General features: G+C 64.9%; 15 protein-coding genes. 11 read left to right on the forward strand and 4 right to left on the reverse strand.

What is annotated here, in order from left to right; all coding sequences use genetic code 11:
- Window positions 1–25: 25 nt before the first annotated feature.
- The 6 genes from putA to BAU07_RS09935 all read left to right on the forward strand — a co-directional run bounded on the left by putA (window position 26) and on the right by BAU07_RS09935 (window position 9,027).
- On the forward strand, window positions 26–3,844 hold the full coding sequence (gene putA / locus BAU07_RS09910) for a trifunctional transcriptional regulator/proline dehydrogenase/L-glutamate gamma-semialdehyde dehydrogenase (RefSeq protein WP_066656791.1): 3,819 nt from the start codon (window positions 26–28) through the stop codon (window positions 3,842–3,844).
- A gap of 335 nt (window positions 3,845–4,179) precedes the next feature.
- Window positions 4,180–5,337 carry a branched-chain amino acid ABC transporter substrate-binding protein gene (locus BAU07_RS09915; protein WP_066656792.1) on the forward strand — a complete coding sequence of 386 codons (1,158 nt, stop codon included), beginning with the start codon at window positions 4,180–4,182 and terminating at the stop codon, window positions 5,335–5,337.
- A 141-nt stretch (window positions 5,338–5,478) separates the two neighbouring features.
- Complete coding sequence (locus BAU07_RS09920; RefSeq protein WP_066656793.1) at window positions 5,479–6,408, forward strand: branched-chain amino acid ABC transporter permease; 930 nt, start codon at window positions 5,479–5,481, stop codon at window positions 6,406–6,408.
- Window positions 6,405–7,496 (forward strand): ABC transporter permease subunit, encoded by a 1,092-nt coding sequence (locus tag BAU07_RS09925; RefSeq protein WP_066656794.1) that lies wholly within the window; start codon window positions 6,405–6,407, stop codon window positions 7,494–7,496. Before BAU07_RS09920 ends, BAU07_RS09925 begins: the two co-directional genes overlap by 4 nt.
- Window positions 7,493–8,278 (forward strand): ABC transporter ATP-binding protein, encoded by a 786-nt coding sequence (locus tag BAU07_RS09930; protein WP_066656796.1) that lies wholly within the window; start codon window positions 7,493–7,495, stop codon window positions 8,276–8,278. The genes BAU07_RS09925 and BAU07_RS09930 overlap by 4 nt, the downstream gene beginning before the upstream one ends.
- A complete protein-coding gene (locus BAU07_RS09935) occupies window positions 8,275–9,027 on the forward strand; it encodes an ABC transporter ATP-binding protein (RefSeq protein ID WP_066656797.1) in 753 nt (250 codons plus the stop codon). Before BAU07_RS09930 ends, BAU07_RS09935 begins: the two co-directional genes overlap by 4 nt.
- Window positions 9,028–9,076: 49 nt before the next feature.
- Here BAU07_RS09935 and BAU07_RS09940 read toward each other — a convergent pair whose 3' ends face one another.
- Window positions 9,077–10,363: an Nramp family divalent metal transporter gene (locus tag BAU07_RS09940; protein WP_066656800.1), complete on the reverse strand. Its 1,287-nt coding sequence runs from the start codon at window positions 10,361–10,363 to the stop codon at window positions 9,077–9,079.
- A 342-nt stretch (window positions 10,364–10,705) separates the two neighbouring features.
- Here BAU07_RS09940 and BAU07_RS09945 point away from each other — a divergent pair, with 342 nt between their 5' ends.
- Window positions 10,706–15,580, forward strand: a complete 4,875-nt coding sequence (locus BAU07_RS09945; RefSeq protein ID WP_066656801.1) for a response regulator — start codon at window positions 10,706–10,708, stop codon at window positions 15,578–15,580.
- 9 nt (window positions 15,581–15,589) lie between these two features.
- On the opposite strand, the gene BAU07_RS09950 is transcribed toward BAU07_RS09945, so the two are convergent.
- Window positions 15,590–16,012 (reverse strand): OsmC family protein, encoded by a 423-nt coding sequence (locus BAU07_RS09950; RefSeq protein WP_066656802.1) that lies wholly within the window; start codon window positions 16,010–16,012, stop codon window positions 15,590–15,592.
- Window positions 16,013–16,232: 220 nt separating this feature from the next.
- Between BAU07_RS09950 and BAU07_RS09955 the strand changes: the two genes are divergently transcribed.
- The 4 genes from BAU07_RS09955 to BAU07_RS09970 all read left to right on the forward strand — a co-directional run bounded on the left by BAU07_RS09955 (window position 16,233) and on the right by BAU07_RS09970 (window position 21,167).
- Entirely contained in the window at window positions 16,233–16,691 is a 459-nt protein-coding gene (locus BAU07_RS09955; protein ID WP_066656803.1) for a (2Fe-2S)-binding protein, read from the forward strand.
- Window positions 16,692–16,723: 32 nt separating this feature from the next.
- Window positions 16,724–18,985, forward strand: a complete 2,262-nt coding sequence (locus tag BAU07_RS09960; protein ID WP_084026039.1) for a xanthine dehydrogenase family protein molybdopterin-binding subunit — start codon at window positions 16,724–16,726, stop codon at window positions 18,983–18,985.
- A gap of 51 nt (window positions 18,986–19,036) precedes the next feature.
- Window positions 19,037–19,978 (forward strand): bifunctional Delta(1)-pyrroline-2-carboxylate/Delta(1)-piperideine-2-carboxylate reductase, encoded by a 942-nt coding sequence (lhpI, locus tag BAU07_RS09965; RefSeq protein ID WP_066656810.1) that lies wholly within the window; start codon window positions 19,037–19,039, stop codon window positions 19,976–19,978.
- A gap of 76 nt (window positions 19,979–20,054) precedes the next feature.
- Window positions 20,055–21,167 (forward strand): NADH:flavin oxidoreductase/NADH oxidase, encoded by a 1,113-nt coding sequence (locus BAU07_RS09970; RefSeq protein WP_066656813.1) that lies wholly within the window; start codon window positions 20,055–20,057, stop codon window positions 21,165–21,167.
- Window positions 21,168–21,191: 24 nt separating this feature from the next.
- Here the strand turns inward: BAU07_RS09970 and dut are convergent, their stop codons facing one another.
- A complete protein-coding gene (gene dut / locus BAU07_RS09975) occupies window positions 21,192–21,641 on the reverse strand; it encodes a dUTP diphosphatase (protein ID WP_066656815.1) in 450 nt (149 codons plus the stop codon).
- Between the two features lie 157 nt (window positions 21,642–21,798).
- Complete coding sequence (locus BAU07_RS09980; RefSeq protein ID WP_157122163.1) at window positions 21,799–22,365, reverse strand: hypothetical protein; 567 nt, start codon at window positions 22,363–22,365, stop codon at window positions 21,799–21,801.
- Window positions 22,366–22,384 lie beyond the last annotated feature (19 nt).

Genomic DNA, 22,384 nt, shown 5'->3' on the forward strand with positions numbered 1-22,384 from the left:
TTGTTCTAGAGCGAGTATCACGCAAATGGGCACCACAACTCTTGGCGTCAAGGTCGATGAAGCGTTGCGCGACCGTCTCAGGGATGCCGCCGCCAAATTGAAATGCACCCCTCATTGGCTGCATAAGCAGGCCATCGCGGCTTACCTGGAACGGATCGAACGCGGCCAACTGCCGGCCGAAATCGCGCACTTCGCCGGGGCCGATGCGCTGCCCGACGACAGCGAATTGCAGGCCCCTGCTCATGTGCCCCCGTTCTTCGAATTCGGACAGGACGTGCAATCGCAGTCCGTGCTGCGTGCCGCCATCACGGCGGCATATCGTCGTCCGGAGCCGGAATGCGTGCCCCTGCTGGTAGGCCAGGCACGGATGCCCAACCCGGAAAAAATCCACGCCACGGCCGCCGGGCTGGTCAAGTCCCTGCGAGAGAAGCGCGGCGGCGGCGGGGTGGAAGGACTGATCCAGGAGTTCTCGCTGTCCAGCCAGGAAGGCGTAGCACTGATGTGCCTGGCCGAGGCGCTGTTGCGCATCCCGGATCGCGCGACTCGCGATGCCCTGATACGCGACAAGATCGCCCGGGGCGACTGGCGTTCCCATATGGGCGGATCGCCGTCGGTGTTCGTCAACGCGGCGACCTGGGGGCTGATGCTTACCGGCAAGCTGGTGGCGGTCAACAGCGAGCAGTCGCTGTCGCGTGCGCTGACGCGCCTGATCGGCAAGGGCGGGGAGCCGTTGATCCGCAAGGGCGTCAACATCGCCATGCGCATGATGGGTGAACAGTTCGTCTCCGGCCAGACAATTTCGGAAGCGCTGGCGAACAACCGCAAGATGGAAGCAAAGGGCTTCAGCTATTCCTACGACATGCTGGGCGAGGCGGCCACCACCTCGGCGGACGCCGACCGCTACTATGCCTCCTATGAACAGGCCATACAGGCGATCGGCAAGGCGGCCGCCGGGCGCGGCATCTACCAGGGTCCTGGCATCTCCATCAAGCTGTCCGCGCTGCACCCGCGCTATTCGCGCGCCCAGCGCGAGCGCGTCATGGGCGAGCTGCTGCCGCGCGTCCGCGCCCTGACACGTCTGGCCCGCAGCTACGACATCGGCCTGAACATCGACGCTGAGGAAGCAGATCGCCTGGAGATCTCGCTGGACCTGCTTGAGGCGTTGTGCTTCGATCCAGAGCTCGAAGGCTGGAACGGAATAGGTTTCGTGATCCAGGCTTACCAGAAGCGTGCGCCCTTCGTGATCGACTACGTCATCGACCTCGCGCGCCGCAGCCGCCACCGCTTGATGATCCGCCTGGTAAAGGGTGCGTATTGGGACAGCGAGATCAAGCGTGCCCAGGTCGACGGGCTGGAAGGCTACCCCGTCTATACCCGCAAGGTATATACCGACGTCGCGTACCTGGCCTGCGCGCGCAAGCTGCTGGCTGCGCCCGAGGCGGTGTTCCCACAGTTCGCCACGCACAACGCCTATACGCTGTCGGCCATCTATCACCTGGCTGGGCAGAACTATTATCCCGGGCAGTACGAATTCCAGTGCCTGCACGGGATGGGCGAGTCGCTCTACGAAGAGGTGGTGGGGCCGGTCACGCAAGGCAAGCTGAACCGGCCGTGCCGCATTTATGCGCCGGTGGGAACGCATGAAACCTTGCTGGCATATCTGGTTCGCCGTCTGCTGGAGAATGGTGCCAATACATCCTTCGTCAATCGCATCGGCGACGACAGCATCTCCATAGAGGAACTTGTCCAGGATCCGGTCGAAGTCGCGTCCGCCATCACTCCGCTCGGTGCGCCGCATGACAAGATCCCGCTGCCGCGCGAACTCTATGGGAGCGTGCGCAACGGCGCGCGGCCCAACTCGCAGGGGCTGGACCTCAGCAACGAACATCGCCTCGCGTCGCTGTCGGCGGCGCTGCTGTCCAGCACCGGTACGGCGTGGCAGGCCTATCCCATGATCGGCGGCGCGGCCGCGGCCTCGGACGAGAGCCGTGCGGTGCCCGTGCGCAATCCCGCCGACCATCGCGATGTGGTCGGGCACGTCATCGAGGCGAATGAAGCCGATACCGCGCTTGCGCTGCGGCGTGCCACTCAGGGCGCCTCCATCTGGCAATCCACGCCGGTGGCCGATCGCGCGCGCTGTCTGCGGCGCGCCGCGCAGATGCTCGAAGAGCAGATGCAGACCCTCCTGGGCCTGATCGTGCGCGAGGCGGGCAAATCCTTGCCCAACGCGATTGCCGAGGTACGCGAAGCCGTGGATTTCCTGCGCTACTACGCCGATCAGGCCGAGCGCGAGTTCGACAACGCCACGCATCGTCCCCTGGGCCCCGTCCTATGCATCAGCCCGTGGAATTTCCCACTGGCGATCTTCACGGGGCAGGTGGCGGCTGCACTGGCGGCCGGCAATGCGGTACTGGCCAAGCCCGCGGAGCAGACCCCGCTCATCGCGGCGCAAGCGGTGACCATCCTGCGCGCCGCCGGCGTGCCGGATGACGCGGTTCAGCTTCTTCCGGGCCGCGGAGAAACCGTGGGCGCGGCGCTGGTCGGCAGCGCCGAGGTTCGCGGCGTGTTGTTCACCGGTTCGACGGATGTGGCAAGGTTGATCGCACGCAGTCTCGCCGACCGGTTGGATGACGCGGGGCACACCATTCCGCTGATCGCTGAAACGGGCGGGCAGAATGCCATGGTGGTCGATTCTTCGGCGCTTACCGAACAAGTCGTCTACGACGTCCTGAGTTCCGCCTACGATTCCGCCGGCCAGCGTTGTTCCGCGCTGCGGGTGCTGTGCGTGCAGGAGGACAATGCCGACCGCGTGTTGGAAATGCTGCGCGGGGCCATGGCCGAACTGCGCATCGGTAATCCGGATCATTTGTCCACCGACGTAGGTCCGGTCATCGACGAAGAAGCGCGCGAGGGCATTCAACGCCATATCGACGGCATGCGCTCGGCGGGCAAAACCGTGACGCAGCTGGAGCTGCCGCCGGCGTGCCGCCACGGGACCTTCGTGGCGCCCACCCTTATTGAGATCGGCGGTGTGCGAGAGCTCAAGCGTGAAGTGTTCGGACCCGTGCTGCATGTGGTGCGCTACAAGCGCGACCAGCTCGATGCCTTGCTCGACGATATCAACGCGACCGGGTATGGCTTGACGTTCGGCGTGCATACCCGGATCGACGAGACCATCGCGCATGTGACGACGCGCGTGCATGCGGGCAATATGTACGTGAACCGCAACATCGTCGGTGCGGTCGTGGGCGTGCAGCCCTTCGGGGGGGAAGGGTTGTCAGGGACCGGCCCCAAGGCTGGCGGCCCCCTGTACCTGTACCGTCTGCTGTCGGTACGTCCCGCCGGCTTGCCGATGGGCGGCACGTCGCCGGCCATGCCGGTCGTGCTGACATTGCCGGGACCGACGGGTGAAGCCAATACATACCGCCTGGAGCCACGCGGCGCGGTGCTGTGCGTGGCGGCGACGCAGGACGGTGCGCGCGCGCAATGGGCGGCGGTGCAGGCGACGGGGAACCGCGCCTTGTTCGTGGACAACGATGCCGGCCGGGCACTGGCGCAAAGCGTGCAGGCAACGCAGCGCGACAGCGTCGCCCTGATTACCGATGACGAGATTGACACCGCGGATTACCAAGCGGTGCTCTTCGAGGGGGATAGCGATGCCTTGCGCGTACTCGGCCGTCGCGTCGCGGCGCGTCCGGGCCCGATCGTCTCGGTCCAGGGTCTGTCCACCGATGCGGCCGTCCAGGGCCAGGGCTATGTGCTGGACCGTCTCGTGGCAGAACGTTCGATCAGCGTCAACACGGCGGCGGCGGGCGGCAATGCCAGCCTCATGACGATCGGCTAGTTGGTATACGATGCGCCGGCGCCGCCATACCGCATACAAGACGTGGAAACGGCATGTATTTCACGGCAGTGAGTGGGGAACGCATCGCCGCGCGTCATGACTTACCATCCCGTTGTCCAGGACGCGGGGTATCGCGGCGGGAAGGGTAATCGCCAATACCTGGCGCCGTGTGCCACTATCAAAATGCGCTTTCCATGGCGCAGGCCGCGCCAGGCCTGCGCCTGTCCCGCGTGGAAACATTATCAGGAATACACGGCCTGTCATCCGCGGGCCGGGTAAGGATAGCGGGGAACAATCCCGCCCATCACACAGCCCTATCCTACAAGGAGGAATAGATGCGTATCACCACAACAATCAAATCGCTCGTCACCGCGATCGCGGCCGGGGTATGTCTGGCCGGCGTCGCGCAGGCCGCGGATACGACCGATGTCAAACTGGGCTACGCAGGGCCGCTGACCGGTCCGCAGGCCCACTACGGCGAGGATATGCAGAATGGGCTGCTCCTCGCCATCGAGGAAGCGAACAAGAAAGGCATCAAGCTGGACGGCAAGGTCGCCAAGTTCGAATTGAACAGCAAGGACGATCAAGCCGATCCGAAGACGGGCGTCACGGTTGCGCAACAGCTCGTCGATGCGGACGTGCACGGCATCCTCGGCCATTTCAACTCCGGCACCACCATCCCGGCCTCGCAGGTCTATCACGATGCGGGCCTGCCGCAGATCGCCATGGCGACCGCGCCACAATACACCACGCAGGGCTACGAATCGGCGTTCCGCATGATGACCAGCGACACCCAGCAAGGCGCCGCGGTCGGCAAGTTCATCGTGGAGGACCTGAAGGCCAAAAAGGTTGCGATCATCGATGACCGTACCGCGTATGGGCAGGGCCTTGCCGATGAGGTGGAAAAGGCGGTCAAGGCGGCCGGTGGGCAAATCGTGCGGCGCGAATATACGAACGACAAGGCCAACGACTTCACCGCCATTCTTACCAACATCAAGGGAAGCGCGCCGGACGCCGTGTTCTTCGGCGGGCTGGATGCGCAGTCGGGCCCCATGAAGAAACAATGGGTCACGCTGGGCCTGAACGTACCATTTCTCTCCGGGGAGATGACGCGCAGCGACACTTTCCTCAAGCTGGCCGGGGACGCGGCAGAAGGGACTTACGCTTCGCTGGCGGGTGTGCCGCTCGACCAGATGCCGGCGGGCAAGGCCTTCCTGCAGGCGTACAAGGCCCGCTTCAAGAAGGACCCCGGCGTCTACGCGCCCTATGCCTATGACGGCGCGTGGAACATGATCACCGCCATGGAGCAGGCGGGCTCCTCCGATCCCGAAAAATATCTGCCCATGCTGAAGAAGCTGAACCGCAAAGGCGCGACGAGCGACCATATCGCCTATGACGACAAGGGCAATCTAAAGGAAGTGTCTGTCACCATGTACCAAGTCAAGGGTGGCAAGTGGGAGATGGTCAAGACCATGGTGGGTGAGTCGAAGTAAGCGACTCCAGCCACGCTCCGCAGGATCGTGGCTGCAACCCTGCTCCCTCCGGAACGCGTATCGCGTCCCTCCGACTAGACGCACGGACCCGCGCCGACTGCTGCGCGCAGCCTGCGCGGGTTCCGTTTCAGCTGGCATTTCATGGAAATCTTTCTGCAGCAACTCATCAACGGGCTTACGCAGGGCAGCATGTACGCCCTGGTCGCGCTCGGCTACACCATGGTGTACGGCATCGTGGGTTTGATCAACTTCGCACACGGCGACGTGGTCATGATCGGCGCGATGGTCGCGACCTCCGTGGCGCTGGCGCTCGTAGGTGGCAACGCCGCGGCATCCCCCTGGCTGGTCATGGGAGCAGGCCTGCTGTGCGCCGTTCCCGTTTGCATGGCGCTGGGCTGGCTGGCCGAGCGCGTGGCCTATCGCCCCTTGCGGCGTGCGCCGCGCCTCGCCGCGCTTATCACGGCGATCGGCGTATCGATCATCATCCAGAACGTCGCCATGATGATCTGGGGCCGCGACTACGCTCACTTCCCGCAAATCCTCGATCCCCGGGTCATCGATCTCGGGGGCGCCCGCATCAGCACGCTGCAGATCGCCATCATCGCCATTGCTGCGCTGATGATGGCCGGCCTGCTGCTCATCGTGCACAAGACGCGGCTCGGTACCGCCATGCGGGCCACGGCTCAAAACCGGGAGGTCGCCGGGCTCATGGGCGTGAATATCAACACGGTTATCTCGGCGGCCTTCCTGATCGGGTCTGCCTTGGCAGCAGTGGCGGGCATGATGGTATCGACCTACTACGGCGTGTCGCACTACACCATGGGTTTCATGCTGGGACTGAAGGCCTTCACCGCGGCGGTGCTGGGCGGTATCGGCAACCTCGCCGGCGCCATGTTCGGCGGTGTGCTGCTGGGCGTCATCGAGGCGCTGGGTTCGGGATATATCGGTGACCTGACGGGCGGCTTCATGGGCAGCAACTACCAGGACGTGTTCGCCTTCCTGGTGCTGGTGCTGGTCCTGATCTTCCGTCCCTCCGGCTTGCTCGGCGAACGCGTAGGGGATCGCGCATGAATACCACTTCCGCTCTACGCGCGCGCACGCCCGTGTCGGCATTGCTGGGCATGGCCTTGTTGGCCGTCGTCCTGGCGGTCCTGCCCTTCGTGCTTGGGCTGGCCGGGCAGGGCTGGGTCCGGATCCTGAACTTCGCGCTGCTGTACGTGATGTTGTCGCTGGGCCTGAATATCGTGGTGGGCTTTGCCGGTTTGCTGGACCTGGGCTATATCGCCTTCTATGCCGTGGGCGCCTACACCTGGGCCTTGCTGGCTTCGCCGCATTTCAACCTGCACCTGCCGTTCTGGGCGATCCTGCCGCTGGGCATCGGGCTGGCGTGCCTGTTCGGCGTGCTGCTGGGCGCGCCGACGCTGAGACTGCGTGGCGATTATCTGGCCATCGTGACACTGGGCTTCGGCGAGATCATCCGGGTCTTCCTGAATAATCTCAACGCACCCGTCAATATCACGAACGGTCCCCAGGGCATCAACCGCATCGATCCCTTCCGTGTGACCGGCTTTGCCTTCAACCGTACGGAGACGCTCTTTGGAATCCGGGTGACCGGGCCCGAGAAGTACTATTACCTGCTGCTCCTCCTCACCTTGCTAATCATCTTTGTCTGCGTGCGCCTGCAGAACTCGCGCATCGGCCGAGCCTGGGAAGCCATCCGCGAGGATGAAGTGGCGGCGAAGGCCATGGGCATCAACACCCGCAACATCAAGCTGCTGGCCTTCGCCATGGGTGCTTCGTTCGGCGGCGTGGCCGGCGCGTTGTTCGCATCCATGCAGGGCTTTGTCAGCCCCGAAAGCTTCAGCCTGACGGAATCCATATCCGTATTGTGCATGGTGGTCCTCGGCGGCATGGGCAATATCCCGGGCGTCATTCTCGGTGCCATTATCCTCGCGGTATTCCCGGAGTTCCTGCGCGCCGTGATCGTTCCCGTCCAGCAAGCCATCTTCGGGGACGTGGTGGTCGACCCGGAAGCGATACGGATGCTTTTGTTCGGTTTGGCGATGGTGTGCGTGATGCTGTTCCGGCCGGCCGGGTTGTGGCCATCGTCGGTTCGCAAACGCGAACTGGCCCGGCCGACGCAAGGAGGTGCGGCATGAATACACCGCTGCTCGAAGCCCGCGGACTGGGCAAGCGCTTTGGCGGACTGCACGCCTTGTCGGACGTCAGCTTCGATATCCGCGCTGGTGAGATCTACGGGCTCATCGGACCGAACGGTGCCGGCAAGACCACTCTGTTCAATGTGCTGACCGGTCTGTATGTGCCTGAAACGGGACAATGCACGTTCGCCGGCGAAAGCCTGATCGGCGCCAAGCCGCATGAAATCGCGGCGTTGGGCATGGCCCGCACGTTCCAGAATATCCGCCTGTTCGCCAACCTCACGGCGCTGGAAAACGTCATGATCGGCCGGCATGTCCGGACGCGCGCCGGCGTCATCGGGGCCGTGCTGCGCAACCGGCGTACGCGTGCGGAAGAAGCCGACATCGAGGCGCGCGCCCATGCACTGCTGGAATATACCGGGATTGCGGCCCGTGCCAATGACATCGCCAAATCCCTGTCCTATGGGGACCAGCGCCGCCTGGAAATTGCCCGCGCGCTCGCCACGGAACCAAGGCTTTTGGCGTTGGACGAGCCGGCCGCCGGCATGAATGCTTCCGAAACCGTGGTGTTGCGCCAGCTCATCGAGAAAATCCGCGATGATGGCATTACCGTGCTGCTGATCGAACACGATATGAAATTGGTAATGGGCCTGTGCGACCGGGTGCTCGTACTTGAATATGGCAAGGTGCTGGCCATGGGCCAACCGGCAGATGTACAGCGCGATCCGAAGGTAATCGAGGCCTATCTCGGCGTCGGCGCGGCGCAGGAGGCGGCAGCATGACAGCAACCGCCGATGTGAAAGACACCCCCCCTTTGCTGGAACTCCGGGATCTGGAAGTGGCCTACGGCGGCATCCGCGCGGTGCGCGGCGTAAGCCTGGTCGTCCATCCTGGGGAACTGGTTTGCCTCATTGGTGCCAACGGCGCCGGCAAGAGCTCTACCTTGCGGGCGGTGTGCGGACTCGTTCCGGCTGCAGGTGGGGAAGTCCGTTATCGCGGCACCCCCATCCGGGGCCGTCGGCCGCACGAGCTGGTGCGCGAGGGGCTCATCATGGTGCCGGAGGGCCGCGGCATATTCGGCCAGCTCACCATCGAGGAAAACCTGGCGATGGGCGCCTATGTGCGGCGGGATGCGGCGGCGATTCGAGCCGACACCGAGCGGGTGTTCGAACAGTTCCCGCGCCTGGCGGAACGCCGCAAGCAAGCGGCTGGCACGTTGTCCGGTGGCGAGCAGCAAATGGTCGCCTTGGGCCGGGCCATGATCGCGCGGCCCACGCTGCTGTTGCTGGACGAGCCTTCCATGGGACTGGCTCCGCTGATGGTGGAGAAGGTCTTCGAAGTCATACGCGACATTGCGGCCGATGGGGTCACCATCCTGCTGATCGAGCAGAACGCTCGTCTGGCTTTGGAGCACAGCAAGCGCGGCTATGTCATGGAATCAGGTGAACTGATTCTGGCCGGCGAGGGCAGGGCCTTGCTGAACGATCGGAAGGTCCGTGCGGCCTATCTGGGCGAGTTGGAAACGGCCTGAACTCAGCGCCAAAAGGCGGGCTCGCGCTGTGCGGGCCCGTCTTTTATCCCTACATTGCCTGTGCGATCAACAGATAGGCGTCGAGCAGGATGATGGTTGCTGTCGCCCCGACCGCCAAGGCGCGCCATATTCCGGTCAATGCATAGGCCTTCATGACGTCGCGCCTCACCGCCAGCATGACAAGCGGTACCAGTGCGAAGGGCAAGGCCAGGCTCAGGATGACCTGGCTGAGCACCAGCAACTGATCGGGATCCTGGCCGCCGCTGTATCCCAGCATGGCCATGGCCGCCACACCCGCGACCGCTCGGGTAATCAGCGCACGCTTTCGATCCGACCAGCCACCGGTGCTGAAGCCGTTCGACAGTACCTTGCCCGCCAGCACGCCCGTGATGGTCGAACTCTGGCCCGCCGCATACAACGCAACGGCAAAGACGACTGCAGCTGCCACTCCGAGGGTCTTGCCGATGACTGCATGCGCCTGATCCAGGCTGGCTATTTCCAGGCCGGTGCCGGACAAGGATGCGGCTGCGACAATCATGATCGCGGCATTGATCAGGGTGGCAATGCCCAGCGAGAACAGCGTGTCGTTGCGCGCGACGCGCATGGCGATTCGCCGGGTCGACGGGGGCAGGTCCTTGGCGCGTTGCGCCAGCGATCCAGAGTGCAGGTAAAGATTGTGCGGCATCAGCGTCGCGCCGATGATGCCCAGCGCAATCATGAACCCGGCGGGGTCGCGCAGCGCCGAGATCGGTCTCACCGTACCCTGCGCTACCGCCGTCCAGTCAGGATTGGCCTTGAAGAGTAAAAAGACAAAGGACACCGACACGATCGCCAGCAAGAGCCCGATGACCTGCTCGTGGCGGTCCGCATTGTTGCGCGCGAAAAGCAGAACGGCATAGGTGCCGGCCCCGGTCATCGCCACACCCGCCGTCAGCGGAATGCCGAACAGCAGGCGCAGCGCGATGGCGCCACCGATCAATTCGGCCAAGGCCGTGGCAAGAATGGCCGCTTCGCCTGCCAGCCACGCCGCCCGTGCCAGCGGCCGGGGAAGGTGGCGTACCGTCAGCGCGGCCAAATCCTCTCCTGTCGCCAGGGCAAGGCGAGACACCAGTATCTGGAAACCCAACGCCAGGAACGCTGCGGCGAAAACCACCATCAGCAGGTGATAACCGAAGCGGCTGCCTCCCGCGATATCGGTGGCCCAGTTGCCGGGGTCGATGTAGCCGACAGCGACCAGCAGGCCCGAACCAACCAGGCGGCGCAGGCCGGCGCGAAGTTTTCCGTCGCCCGGCAGTATCGCCTTGCCGCCTGAGATCGCGAAGATGAGGTTCGTCACAACGTTATCCTTCTTGAGAATGGTTCTTATTGTCTGCGGCGTGCGTAGGTTGGTCAATTGAATTGCTACTTGGTGGTTGGTAGATTTTTTCTATCGAAAGTTATTGGCAGTGGTCAGTCTTTGTCAGCCAGGCTGCGGCCAAGGCAAGCGGCGGGCCCGCGCCGGCCCGCCTCGCAGGCGTCCGGCGGGACGATGGCCGGGCCGGCCCGAAGGGCGTGAGGTCGGAATGGCGGCCTTCGAATGTACTCCTCAGCCGGTGATATATTCCTTGCGCTGTGATGCGCGCACCGGCGTGTCAGAAGCCCGCATCAATCCACATGCAGAGCAAGGAGCGGAAGCGAGATGCAGCGATTTCCGGAGGCCGCCGGCGGCCGGGAGGATCCGTCGCCTTCTTTTCTGGCGGGCGGCGGCGAAATGGGCGCCCTGATCCGGGCGCATGACTGGACCGCCACCCCCTTGGGGCGGCCCGTCGATTGGCCGCAAAGCCTGAAAACCGCTGTACGGATCATGCTGACTTCCCGCCAACCCATCTGGATCGGCTGGGGCGAGGATCTGCTCTTCTTCTACAACGATCCATACAAGGCCATCATCGGAGGGAAGCATCCCACCGCACTGGGCCGTCCCACCGTGGCCGTGTGGCAAGAGATCTGGGACGACATCGGTCCCCTGCTGCGGACCTCAATGAGCGGCACCGAAGGCACCTACGTCGAAGAGAAGTTCCTGCTCATGGAGCGCAACGGCTATCCGGAGGAAACCTACTACACGTTCTCGTATAGCCCCATTCCGACGGATGACGGCGATGCCGGCGGCATTATCTGCGCCAATAGCGACGATACGGCGCGGGTCATCAGCGAACGCCAACTGCGGCTCTTGCGGGAGCTTGCAACGATGACGGCGCATGCGCGGACGTGGGAAGAAGCAGGTACGCTCAGTGCCGAGGCGCTCGGCCTGAATCCCTCCGACCTGCCTTTTGCCATGCTCTATGCAGCGGAGCCGGGCAGTACCCGCGTTACGCTGGTCGGCAGCAGCGGTATCGAAGCCGGCCATGTCGCCGCGCCCGCGGCCATGGGCGATGCCGCTTCGTCGTTGTGGCCGATTGCCGAGGTGCTGCGCAAGCAGGAATTGCTGCTGGTCGATGATTTGCCGCAGCGCTTCGGCGCGAGCCTGCCACGTGGGCCTTGGCGCCACGCGCCGACACGAGCCGCCATGCTGCCGATATCGCCTTCGGGTGACTCCGGCCGCGCGGCCGTGCTGATCGTCGGCCTGAACCCCTATCGACTCTTCGACGAACGCTATAGCGGTTTCCTGAACCTGGCCGCCGGGCAGATCGGCGCGGCCGTCGGCTATGCGCATGCCTATGAAGAAGAGCGGCGCCGCGCACGCGCCCTGGCCGAAATCGATCATGCGAAAACCACCTTCTTTTCCAACATCAGCCACGAGTTCCGTACGCCTTTGACGCTGATGCTCGGCCCGCTGGAGGAACTGCTGCGGGGCATGCCTGCCGACGATGACCAGCGTCCCCTGGTGGATCTCACCTACCGCAACGGGCTGCGTCTGCTCAAGCTGGTCAACAGCCTGCTGGACTTCTCGCGGATCGAAGCCGGACGCATGCAGGCCAGATATGTGCCGACCGACCTGGCAGCATTGACCGCGGAACTTGCTTCGCTGTTCCGATCTGCGACGGAGAAGGCCGGGCTGCGCCTGATCGTCGACTGTCCGACTTTGCCGCAAGCGGTCCACGTGGACCGCGACATGTGGGAAAAGATTGTCCTGAACCTGCTTTCCAATGCATTCAAGTTCACCATAGAAGGCCAGATCGCGGTGCACATGGGTGTTTCTCCGGACGGCGCATGCGTGGAGCTGCGCGTGCGCGACACGGGCATCGGTATCCCGGCGCACGAGTTGCCACATGTGTTCGACCGCTTCCAGCGGGTCGCGGGCGCCGTGGGCCGCAGCATGGAGGGAACCGGCATCGGCCTGGCGCTCGTGCAGGAGCTGGTGAAGCTGCAGGGCGGCTCGATCGATGTGGAGAGCGAGCCCGGTGTGGGATCGACGTTCACCGTGAAGGTGCCGTTGGGAACCGCCCATCTGCCGGCGCCTGGGGCCAGCCAGGAGGATCCGGGCGCGACCACCAGTGTCGCCGCGCAGGCCTATGTCGCGGATGCATTGCGCTGGTTGCCCAGCGCCGATGGCGGCCGGGCCGAGGCGCCCGTCCTGTCGTCGTTATTGGAAACGAGCTCCGGCGACAACGCCGAGCACGCCGAGCGCATCCTGGTCGTCGACGACAATGCGGATTTGCGCGACTACGTCAGCCGCATCCTGCAAGCGGCGGGATACCGCGTTTCCACGGCGGTGGACGGCGATGCCGGTCTGGCCGCCGCATCGCAGGACCCGCCCAGCCTTATCCTTTCCGACGTGATGATGCCCCGGATGGACGGCTTCGGCCTATTGGCGGCATTGCGCCAGGACGCCCGGCTACGCGAGATACCGGTCCTGCTGATGTCCGCGCGCGCCGGCGAGGAGTCACGCGTCGAAGGCTTGGGAGCAGGGGCCGACGACTATATAACCAAGCCGTTTTCGGCAAGGGAACTGCTGGCGCGCGTGGGCAGCAACGTGCGCATGTATCGCTTGCAGCAGGAAACCGCGCGCAAACTGATGGAGGACGCGCGGATACTCGAAGTCCTGAACGAGGTGGGTACCACCATTGCGGCAGAACTGGACCTGGGGCGCGCCGTGCAAGCCGTCACCGATGCCGCCACGGAATTGACGGGGGCTTCCTTCGGTGCGTTCTTCTACAACGTGCTCAACGACCGCGGGGAAAGCTATACGCTCTACACGCTGTCCGGCGCCTCCCGGGAAGCGTTTTCGCGCTTCCCGATGCCGCGTAACACCAAGGTTTTCGGTCCCACGTTTCGTGGCGAGGGCGTGGTGCGTTCCAGCGATATCACGCAGGACGCGCGCTACGGCCACAATGCGCCGTACCGTGGCATGCCGGAGGGGCACCTGCCGGTACGCAGCTATCTCGCCACCCCGGTCATGTCGCGTAGCGGCGAAGTGCTGGGCGGGCTGTTCTTCGGCCATCCCGAACCTGGCGTTTTTTCCGAGAAGGCGGAGCGCCTCGTGGTCGGCATTGCGGCCCAGGCCGCCATTGCCATCGACAACGCGCGCTTGTACCAGGCGGCGCAATCGGAGATCGCCCGGCGTACCGAGGCACAGGACGCCTTGCGCCAGTTGAACGAAACGCTGGAGCTGCGCGTGGCGCAGGCGCTGGCGGAGCGCGATCGCCTCTGGGAACTGAGCGCCGACCTGCTTGCCATAGGCGACGACGTGGGCCACCTGCGCCGTGTCAGTCCATCGTGGACCCGTGTGCTCGGCCATGGCGTCGAAGCATTGATGTTGCAGAACTATGCCGACCTGATCCATCCGGACGATCGGGCCGAGGCCGCCCGGGCGATGGGGGCCTTGCGGGCGCGGGGCGGGTCGGTCTCATACGAAGGCCGCATGCGCAAGGCGGACGGAAGCTGGTGCTGGGTCGCGTGGACCTTGACCGCCGACCCGCACCACAACGAAGTGCATGGGGTCGGTCGCGACGTGACCGCCGCCAAGGAAGCGGCCGAGGCGCTGCGCCAGGCTGAAGAAGCGCTGCGCCTGGCTCACAAGATGGAAGCCGTGGGCAAACTGACCGGCGGCGTCGCCCATGACTTCAACAATCTGCTGCAGGTGATCGGTGGCAACCTGCAACTGCTGGCGCGCGATGTCGTGGGGAGTGAAAGGGCCGAGAAGCGTGTCAACAATGCGCTGGCGGGGGTCGCGCGCGGCTCGAAGCTGGCTTCGCAGTTGCTGGCCTTCGGCCGCAGGCAGCCCCTGGCGCCCAAGGTCGTCAACCTGGGCCGGTTCATCCGTGGCCTGGACGATATGCTGCGCCGCGCACTGGGCGACAGTATCGAGATCGAGACCGTGGTGTCGGGGGGGCTGTGGAATACGCTGGTCGACCCTTTCCAGGTGGAGAACGCGCTGCTGAATCTGGCGATCAACGCACGCGACGCCATGCAAGGACATGGCCGCCTGACCATCGAGGCGGGCAATGCCCTGCTGGACGACGATTATGCAGCTCGTCATGCAGACGTGCTTCCCGGGCAATATGTGATGGTCGCCGTCACGGACACCGGCAGCGGCATGACGCCGGAGGTGCTTGAACACGTGTTCGAGCCGTTCTTCACCACCAAGCCGGAGGGGCGCGGCACCGGTCTGGGACTGAGCATGGTGTATGGCTTCATCAAGCAGTCCAAGGGGCACGTCAAGATCTACAGCGAACCAGGGCAGGGTACGACGGTGCGCCTGTACCTGCCGCGCGAGCGGCAGGAGGAAGACCTGGAGACCGAACTCGACACCGGCCCCATTGCCGGAGGTAGCGAAACCATACTCGCCGTCGAGGATGACGAGGAGGTCCGGACCACGGTGGTGGAAATGCTGGCCGAACTTGGCTATCGCGTGCTCAAGGCCCGCGACGCACAGAGTGCCCTGGCGATTGTGGAAAGCGGAGTGCCGATCGATCTGCTTTTTACGGATGTCGTCATGCCCGGCCCCTTGCGCAGCCCCGAGCTGGCCCGCAAGACCCGCGAGCGCCTGCCCGGCGTGGCGGTATTGTTCACATCCGGCTATACCGAGAATGCCATCGTCCATGGTGGACGCCTCGACGAAGGCATCGAGCTCCTGAGCAAGCCATACACGCGGGAGGCACTGGCACGCAAGATCCGGCATGTATTGCGCAACCAGCAGCAGCGCAACGCCGCGCAGGATGTCCGGCAAGGGCGTTTGCCGCTGACACGGGAGCCGCACGTCGGGCCAGGCGGGAAGCCCCTGCATGTGGTGCTGGTGGAAGACGATGACCTTATACGCTCGGCCACTGCCGATATGCTGGAGGCGCTTGGCCACCATGTAGTGCAGGCCGAAGATGCCGCGCAAGCCCTGGCAGCGCTGGCTTCCGACCATGCCGACGTACTCATGACCGATATCGGGCTGCCGCAGATCTCGGGTGTGGCGCTGGCCGCGGCGGCGCGTGAACGCCATCCGGGGCTGCGCATACTTTTCGCGTCCGGCCATGACCCCGGCAGCACCCCGGCGCACGAGGCTTTGGCCGGAGCCACCTACGTGCTGAAGCCCTATACATCGGAAGATCTGGCGGCCGTGTTCAGGCGGATCGCCCTGCCGGGGTGACGGACGGCTTCAGGCCAGCCGCGCGTCCATGGTGATGGTCGCATTCAATACCTTGGATACGGGGCAACCCGCCTTGGCCTTGTTGGCGGCATCTTCGAAGGCCTGGGCGTCGGCGCCCGGTATCTTCGCCCTGACGGTCAGATGGACGGCCGTGATGGCGAATCCGCCGTCCGCCTTGTCCAAGGTAACGATGGCTTCGGTCTCGATGCTGTCGGCGGTCAGCCCCGATTCGCCGAGGATGTTGGAAAGCGCCATGGAAAAACAGCCGGCGTGCGCGGCACCCAGCAATTCTTCCGGGTTGGTGCCGTTCGCGTCCTCGAACCGGGTCTTGAAGCCGTACGGCGCGCTGGAGAGCGCGCCGCTCTGCGTCGAGATCGTCCCGGTACCGGACTTGAGGTCACCCTTCCATACCGCGGATGCTTTTCTCTTCATGCTCGTACTCCTTGAAGGTTGTGCGTGCGGAAACGGTCGTGCGGCCTACAGGCCGTTATGCGGGCTCGGGCCGCGATTCATCATAAACCTCATTGCGGTGCGAGAGGATCGGGCAAGAATCGCGCAGGAATTGGCATTGTTGCGCACAGCCTGTCCCTTTATCCTCGCGAACTAGCCGGGCGGCGCGCCGTCGCCCGCACGTCTTCAATGAGGAGCCACCATGGCAAAACTGAACATCAACGGCAAGGATGTCACGGTCGATGCGCCGGACGAGATGCCGCTCTTGTGGGCCTTGCGCGATGTGGCGAACATGACGGGGACCAAGTACGGCTGCGGCATGGCGCTGTGCGGCGCCTGTACCGTACATGCGGACGGCAATCCTATCCGCTCCTGTGTGACGCCCATTTCCGCCGTGGCCAGCCAGAAGATCACCACCATCGAAGGCGTCGGGACGGACCCGGTGGGACATGCCGTCCAGTCCGCATGGCGCGAACTCGATGTCGTGCAATGCGGCTATTGCCAGTCGGGGCAGATCATGTCGGCGGTCGCGCTACTGAAGCAGAACAAAAAGCCCACCGATGACGACATCGACGCGGCCATGGGCGGCAATATCTGCCGCTGCGCCACGTATGTGCGCATCCGCGCTGCCATTCACCACGCCGCCCAGGCGCTGGCCTGAGGAGATCGTCGATGAAATCACTGATCAACACCATGATGCCCGCTTTCACGGCCAATTCGGGGGCCGCCGTGGCGGTCCGCAACGTGAGCCGTCGCCGCTTCCTGCAAGGCGCTGGAAGCCTGCTGCTGAGCGTCCAGTTGGGTCCGGCGCTGGCGGCTGCCGATGCGGCACAGGGCGGCAAGGCGGCGAAAGGCAAGACCTTCGTCCCCAACGCCTTCGTGCGCGTCGATGCCGATGGTACCGTCACGGTGCTGTCCAAGCATCTGGAAATGGGCCAGGGTACCTACACCGGTCTGGCCACCCTGGTCGCGGACGAAATGGACGCGGATTGGAAGCAGGTGAGGGTGGTAGGCGCCCCGGCGGACGCCGCCCTGTACAAGAACCTTGCCTTTGGCATGCAGGGCACCGGCGGCAGTACCGCCATCGCGAACTCTTATGAGCAGATGCGCAAGGCAGGCGCAGCGGCGCGGGCCATGCTGGTGGCCGCGGCGGCCGAGCAATGGAAGGTACCTGCGGACGCCATCACGGTAAGCCAGGGCGTCGTGGCCCATGCCGCTTCCGGACGCAAGGCGGGTTTCGGCGAGCTGGCCGCGGCCGCCGCGCGGCAGGCGGTGCCCACGCAGGTCGCGTTGAAAAATCCGGAAGCCTTCACCCTGATTGGCAAGACCGGGGTGCACCGGGTCGACAACGACGCGAAGACCAACGGGACGGCGATATTTACGCAGGACATCAAGCTGCCCGGTATGCTCGTCGCCGTCCCCGCGCATCCACCGTACTTCGGCGCGACCGTGGCCAGCGTGGACGACAGCAAGGCCAAGGCCGTGCCCGGCGTAAAGGCGGTCGTGCGGTTCGCGGGCAACGCCCATCGCTTCGGTGGGGTGGCGGTGCTGGCAACCAATACCTGGGCTGCCCGCGCGGGGCGCGATGCCTTGCAGATCCAATGGGACGAGAGCAAGGCTTATCGCAAAAGCACGCCGGAACTGCTCGCGCAGTATCGCGACGCTGCGGGCACGCCCGGCGCTGTCGCCGCGAAGTCCGGTGACGTCGATGGCGCGCTGTCCAAGGCGGCCAAACGCATCGAAGCCGATTTCGAATTCCCTTATCTGGCGCATGCCGCCATGGAGCCGCTGAACTGCCTGGTGCGGCTGGACGCTGCCCAATGCGAGATATGGAACGGCGAGCAGTTCCAGACCGTGGACCAGAACCTGGTCGCGGCCTTGCTGGGCATGAAGCCGGAGCAGATCAAGATCACGCAGCTCTATTCGGGTGGCAGCTTCGGACGCCGCGCCAGTTCGCAATCCGACTATGTGCTGGAGGCGGTGGCGATTGCGAAGGCTGCCCGCGACCAGGGCATCCATGCCCCCGTCAAGATGGTGTGGACGCGCGAGGACGACACGCGTGGCGGCTACTACCGTCCGATGAACCTGCACCGCGCCCGTGTCGGCCTGGATGACCAGGGCAACCTGCAGGCGTGGCATGTGCGCATCGTCGGCCAATCGATCATGCGCGGCACGACGCTGGAACCGTTCATGGTAAAGAACGGCATCGATGCAACCTCGGTGGAAGGGCAGGCGGACCTGCCGTATGCCGTACCGAACCTGCAGGTCGAACTGCATACCCCGACCGACGTCCCCGTGCCGGTCCTGTGGTTCCGCTCGGTAGGCCATACCCACACCGCGTTTTCGGCGGAGAGCCTGATCGACGAAGCCGCGCGTCTGGCGAACAAGGATCCGGTCGCGTATCGCCTGGCCATGCTCGATAAGTTCCCGCGCCATCAGCAGGTGCTGAAGCTTGCCGCCGAGAAGGCACAGTGGGGCACCCCGCTGGCGCCGGCGGCCGACGGCGCTCGCCGCGGCCGCGGCGTGGCGCTGCACGAATCCTTCAATACACGCGTTGCGGAAGTGGTGGAGGTCACCGTGGCCAAGGACGGCACGCTCAAGGTGGACCGCGTGGTATGCGCGGTCGACTGCGGCGTCGTGGTCAACCCCGACGTGGTGAAGGCACAGATGGAAGGCGGGATCGGGTTCGCGCTGGCCGCCGCGCTGCATGGCGCGATCACGCTGAAGGACGGCGCAGTCGAGCAAGGCAATTTCAACGATTACCCGGTGCTGCGGATCAACGAGATGCCTGTGATCGAAGTGCATCTTGTGCCGTCGGCCGAGGCGCCCACCGGTGTGGGCGAGCCCGGCGTGCCGCCCTTGGCGCCGGCGCTGGCCAATGCCATCCATGACGCCGTTGGCACGCGTATCCGTACGCTGCCTATCGGCACATCGGTACGCGTTACGCAGGCCTAGCGGAAAAGCGCGCCCGCGCGCGGCATAATTGCGCTTCTGGAGGATATCCCGATGCTCACAATCGATGCCGCGCGCACCCGCGCCGCCCTGTCATTTCCGACGCTGATACCCGCGTTGCGGTCGGCGTTCGCGCAAGGCGCCTCGGTGCCGACCCGGCACACCCATGCCATCGAATCCGGCGGACGGCATGGTGTATCGCTGATCATGCCGGCGTGGAATGACGACGGCTACTTCGGCGTCAAGGTCATCAATATCTTCCCCGATAATGGCGCCGTGGGCCTGCCGGGCCTGCATGCGACCTACACGCTGTACAGCGCGCAGACCGGTGTGCCCCTGGCCAGCCTGGACGGCGACGTCATCACGGTCTATCGCACGGCGGCCGCAGCGGCGCTCGGCGCGTCGTACCTGGCCAGGTCCGACGCGCGCGCGCTGACCATCGTGGGATCCGGCCGTATCGCCGCGCTGGTCGCGCAGGCCATGCGCGCCGTGCGCCCCATCGAGACGGTACGGGTCTGGAACCTGCGTCCGGCGGGCGCGGAGGCGTTGGCCGCCGCCTTGCGTGACCAGGGCATCCCTGCCCAGGCCGTCACGGATCTGCAGCAGGCTGTGGAGCAGTCGGATATCGTCAGTTGCGCGACGCTATCCACGGAGCCGCTGATCCAGGCGGCATGGCTGCAGCCGGGAACGCACCTGGATCTTATCGGCAGCTTCAAACCCGAGATGATCGAGGCCCATCCCGATTGTTTCGCCAAGGCTTCGGTCTATGTTGACACCGACGAAGCGGCTACCAAGGCGGGCGACCTGCTGCGCGCGCTGGAAGCCGGAACGCTTGCGCGGGCCGATATACGCGGCACCTTGCATCAGTTGGCCGATGGCACGCTGCCGGGACGCAGGGACGATAGCGAGATCACGATCTTCAAGGCGGTGGGTAGTGCGCTCGAGGACCTCACGGCGGCCGCGCTCGTCTACGAGGCCGCGCGCTTGCCGACATGAGCGGAGTAGGGGATTCAGGTTCGCGCGGGAAGCGCTGCGGTATAACAACCGTGTATCTTCTATACCCGGAGTCCGCATGACCTCCCTGTTTTCTGCCATCGACCTCGGCAAGCTGCCCTTGGCGAACCGCATCGTCATCTCCCCCATGTGCGAATACTCCGCCGATAACGGCAGAGCGACGGATTGGCACATGATCCATCTGGGCCACCTCGCGCTTTCCGGTGCCGGCCTGCTGTTCGTCGAAGCTACCGCGGTCGAGCCGGGCGGACGTATCACGCCGGCCGATCTGGGCCTGTGGGATGACGATACCGAACACTCCATCGCAAAAGTGATGCAGGCAATACGGCGCTATTCGCCCATCCGGATGGGCGTGCAACTGGCCCACGCCGGCCGCAAGGCTTCCAGCCGCGCGCCATGGGAAGGCGGCAACCAGTTGCCCCAGGCTGAAGGGGGATGGCTGTGCGACGCTCCCTCGGCGGTACCCTACAAGGACGGCGAGGAAGCACCGCGGGCGCTCGATGCGGCAGGCCTGGAGCGCGTGCGCAACGCCTTCGTGGCCGCGGCGCGCCGTGCCGATCGCCTGGGTTTCGACACTGTCGAGCTACATGCCGCCCATGGTTATCTGATGCACCAATTCCTGTCCCCGTTGGCGAATCGGCGCACCGACCAGTACGGCGGCAGCCTGGAGAACCGTATGCGTTTTCCGCTGGAGGTTTTCGACGCCGTGCGCGCGGCCTTCAATGCCGACAAGCCGGTGGGGGTTCGGGTATCCGCCACTGATTGGGTCGATGGCGGGTGGGATGCGGACCAGACCGTGGCCTTCGCCCAGGCCCTGAAGGCAAGGGGCTGCGACTACATCGATGTATCGTCCGGCGGGATGTCGCCGGCCCAGAAAATTCCACTGTCGCCCGGCTACCAGGTGCCCTTCGCCGAACGCATCAAGCGCGAAACCGGAATCACCACGATGGCCGTGGGACTCATCACCGAGCCCGAACATGCGGACGCCATCGTTGCCCAGGGGCAGGCCGATATGGTGTCCCTGGCGCGCGGGATGCTCTACAACCCGCGCTGGCCCTGGCATGCGGCCGCCCACTTGGGCCAGCAGGTTCAGGCGCCCAGGCAATACTGGCGCTCGCCGCCCCATGAGATCAAGGCTTTGTTCGCGCAAGCCAGCTTCGGCCAGCGTTGACGCCTATTTGCCCGGGTGCGGCCCCTAGCCGCGCCCGGTACTGCCGAACCCGCCCGCACCGCGGTCGGAGGCCTGGAATTCCGTCACGACTTCGAAAGCCACCTGGGCGACTGGCACGATCACCATTTGCGCCAGGCGGTCCATGGGTTCCAGCGTGAACGGGGTGTCGCCACGATTCCATGTGGATACCATCAATTGGCCCTGATAGTCCGAATCGATCAGGCCGACCAGATTGCCCAGCACGATGCCATGCTTGTGTCCCAGCCCGGAGCGGGGAAGGATCATGGCCGCGTAACCGGGATCGCCGATATGGATGGCCAGGCCCGTCGGGATCAGCACGGTGGCGCCCGGTTCGACCATCATTGGCGCCTGCAGGCAGGCGCGCAGGTCCAGCCCCGCAGCACCTGGCGTGGCATAGGACGGCAGGAATTCGCGCATACGGTCGTCGAGTATCTTGAGGGCAACGGATTTCATCGTTTCTGCTTGGGGATGGGGCGCGGCCGGCGTGGGGTCGCGGCAAGGAGCGCTGTGAGCGCAGGCAGGCCGAAGCGTACCAAATGGCGAGCGTCGGCGCAGGGGCGTGGCGTCTTGCGCAGGAACGCAATCGGCGCGTGCAAGGCAGGGATGGAGCTCAGGCCTGGGAACCGCCGAACGGTTCCCTTCCCGTCAGCGTGCCGCTTGCGGGCGGGGGCGTGGCTGTCGTCAATGGCGGCAGGCGCGTCGGCGCCTGCTTCGCCCGCTTGCGCTGGCTTCGGGATGCCCGCCACAACATGCCGGCAAAAACGAGGAGAAACGCCACGGGGACCATGTCGTTCCAGTCGACCTGAGGCCGTTCGAGCGCAGCGACGAGCATGCGGATGGCTTGCCACACGATCGCCAGCGCGACGATGGCGGTCGCCAGCGCGCCCCGGCGTTGTGCCGCCTTCGCCGCGAGCGTGGTATCGGCCGCTGGCGCGTCGGCCGTTGAGGGCTTGGCGGCGTTCGTCCTGCTGCGTGCGGTCAGCATTTTCCGGATGTCCGGCATGGCGATGCCCCGGGGCTCCGGCGCCGTGACCTCGCCCGGCGATGGCGTGGGGGAAGCCGGACGCGCGGTTCCGGTTTGAGGAGACACCTGGCCGGGGGAGGGCTGGCCACGGTGGATCAGCTCATCGATATAACGCGCGTAATCGCCGTTACGTGGCTCGCCGTCGATAGCCATGTTGCGTCCTTGGACCATA

Origin of the sequence: Bordetella flabilis (genome assembly GCF_001676725.1) — a bacterium.
GTDB classification, from domain to species: domain Bacteria; phylum Pseudomonadota; class Gammaproteobacteria; order Burkholderiales; family Burkholderiaceae_B; genus Bordetella_C; species Bordetella_C flabilis.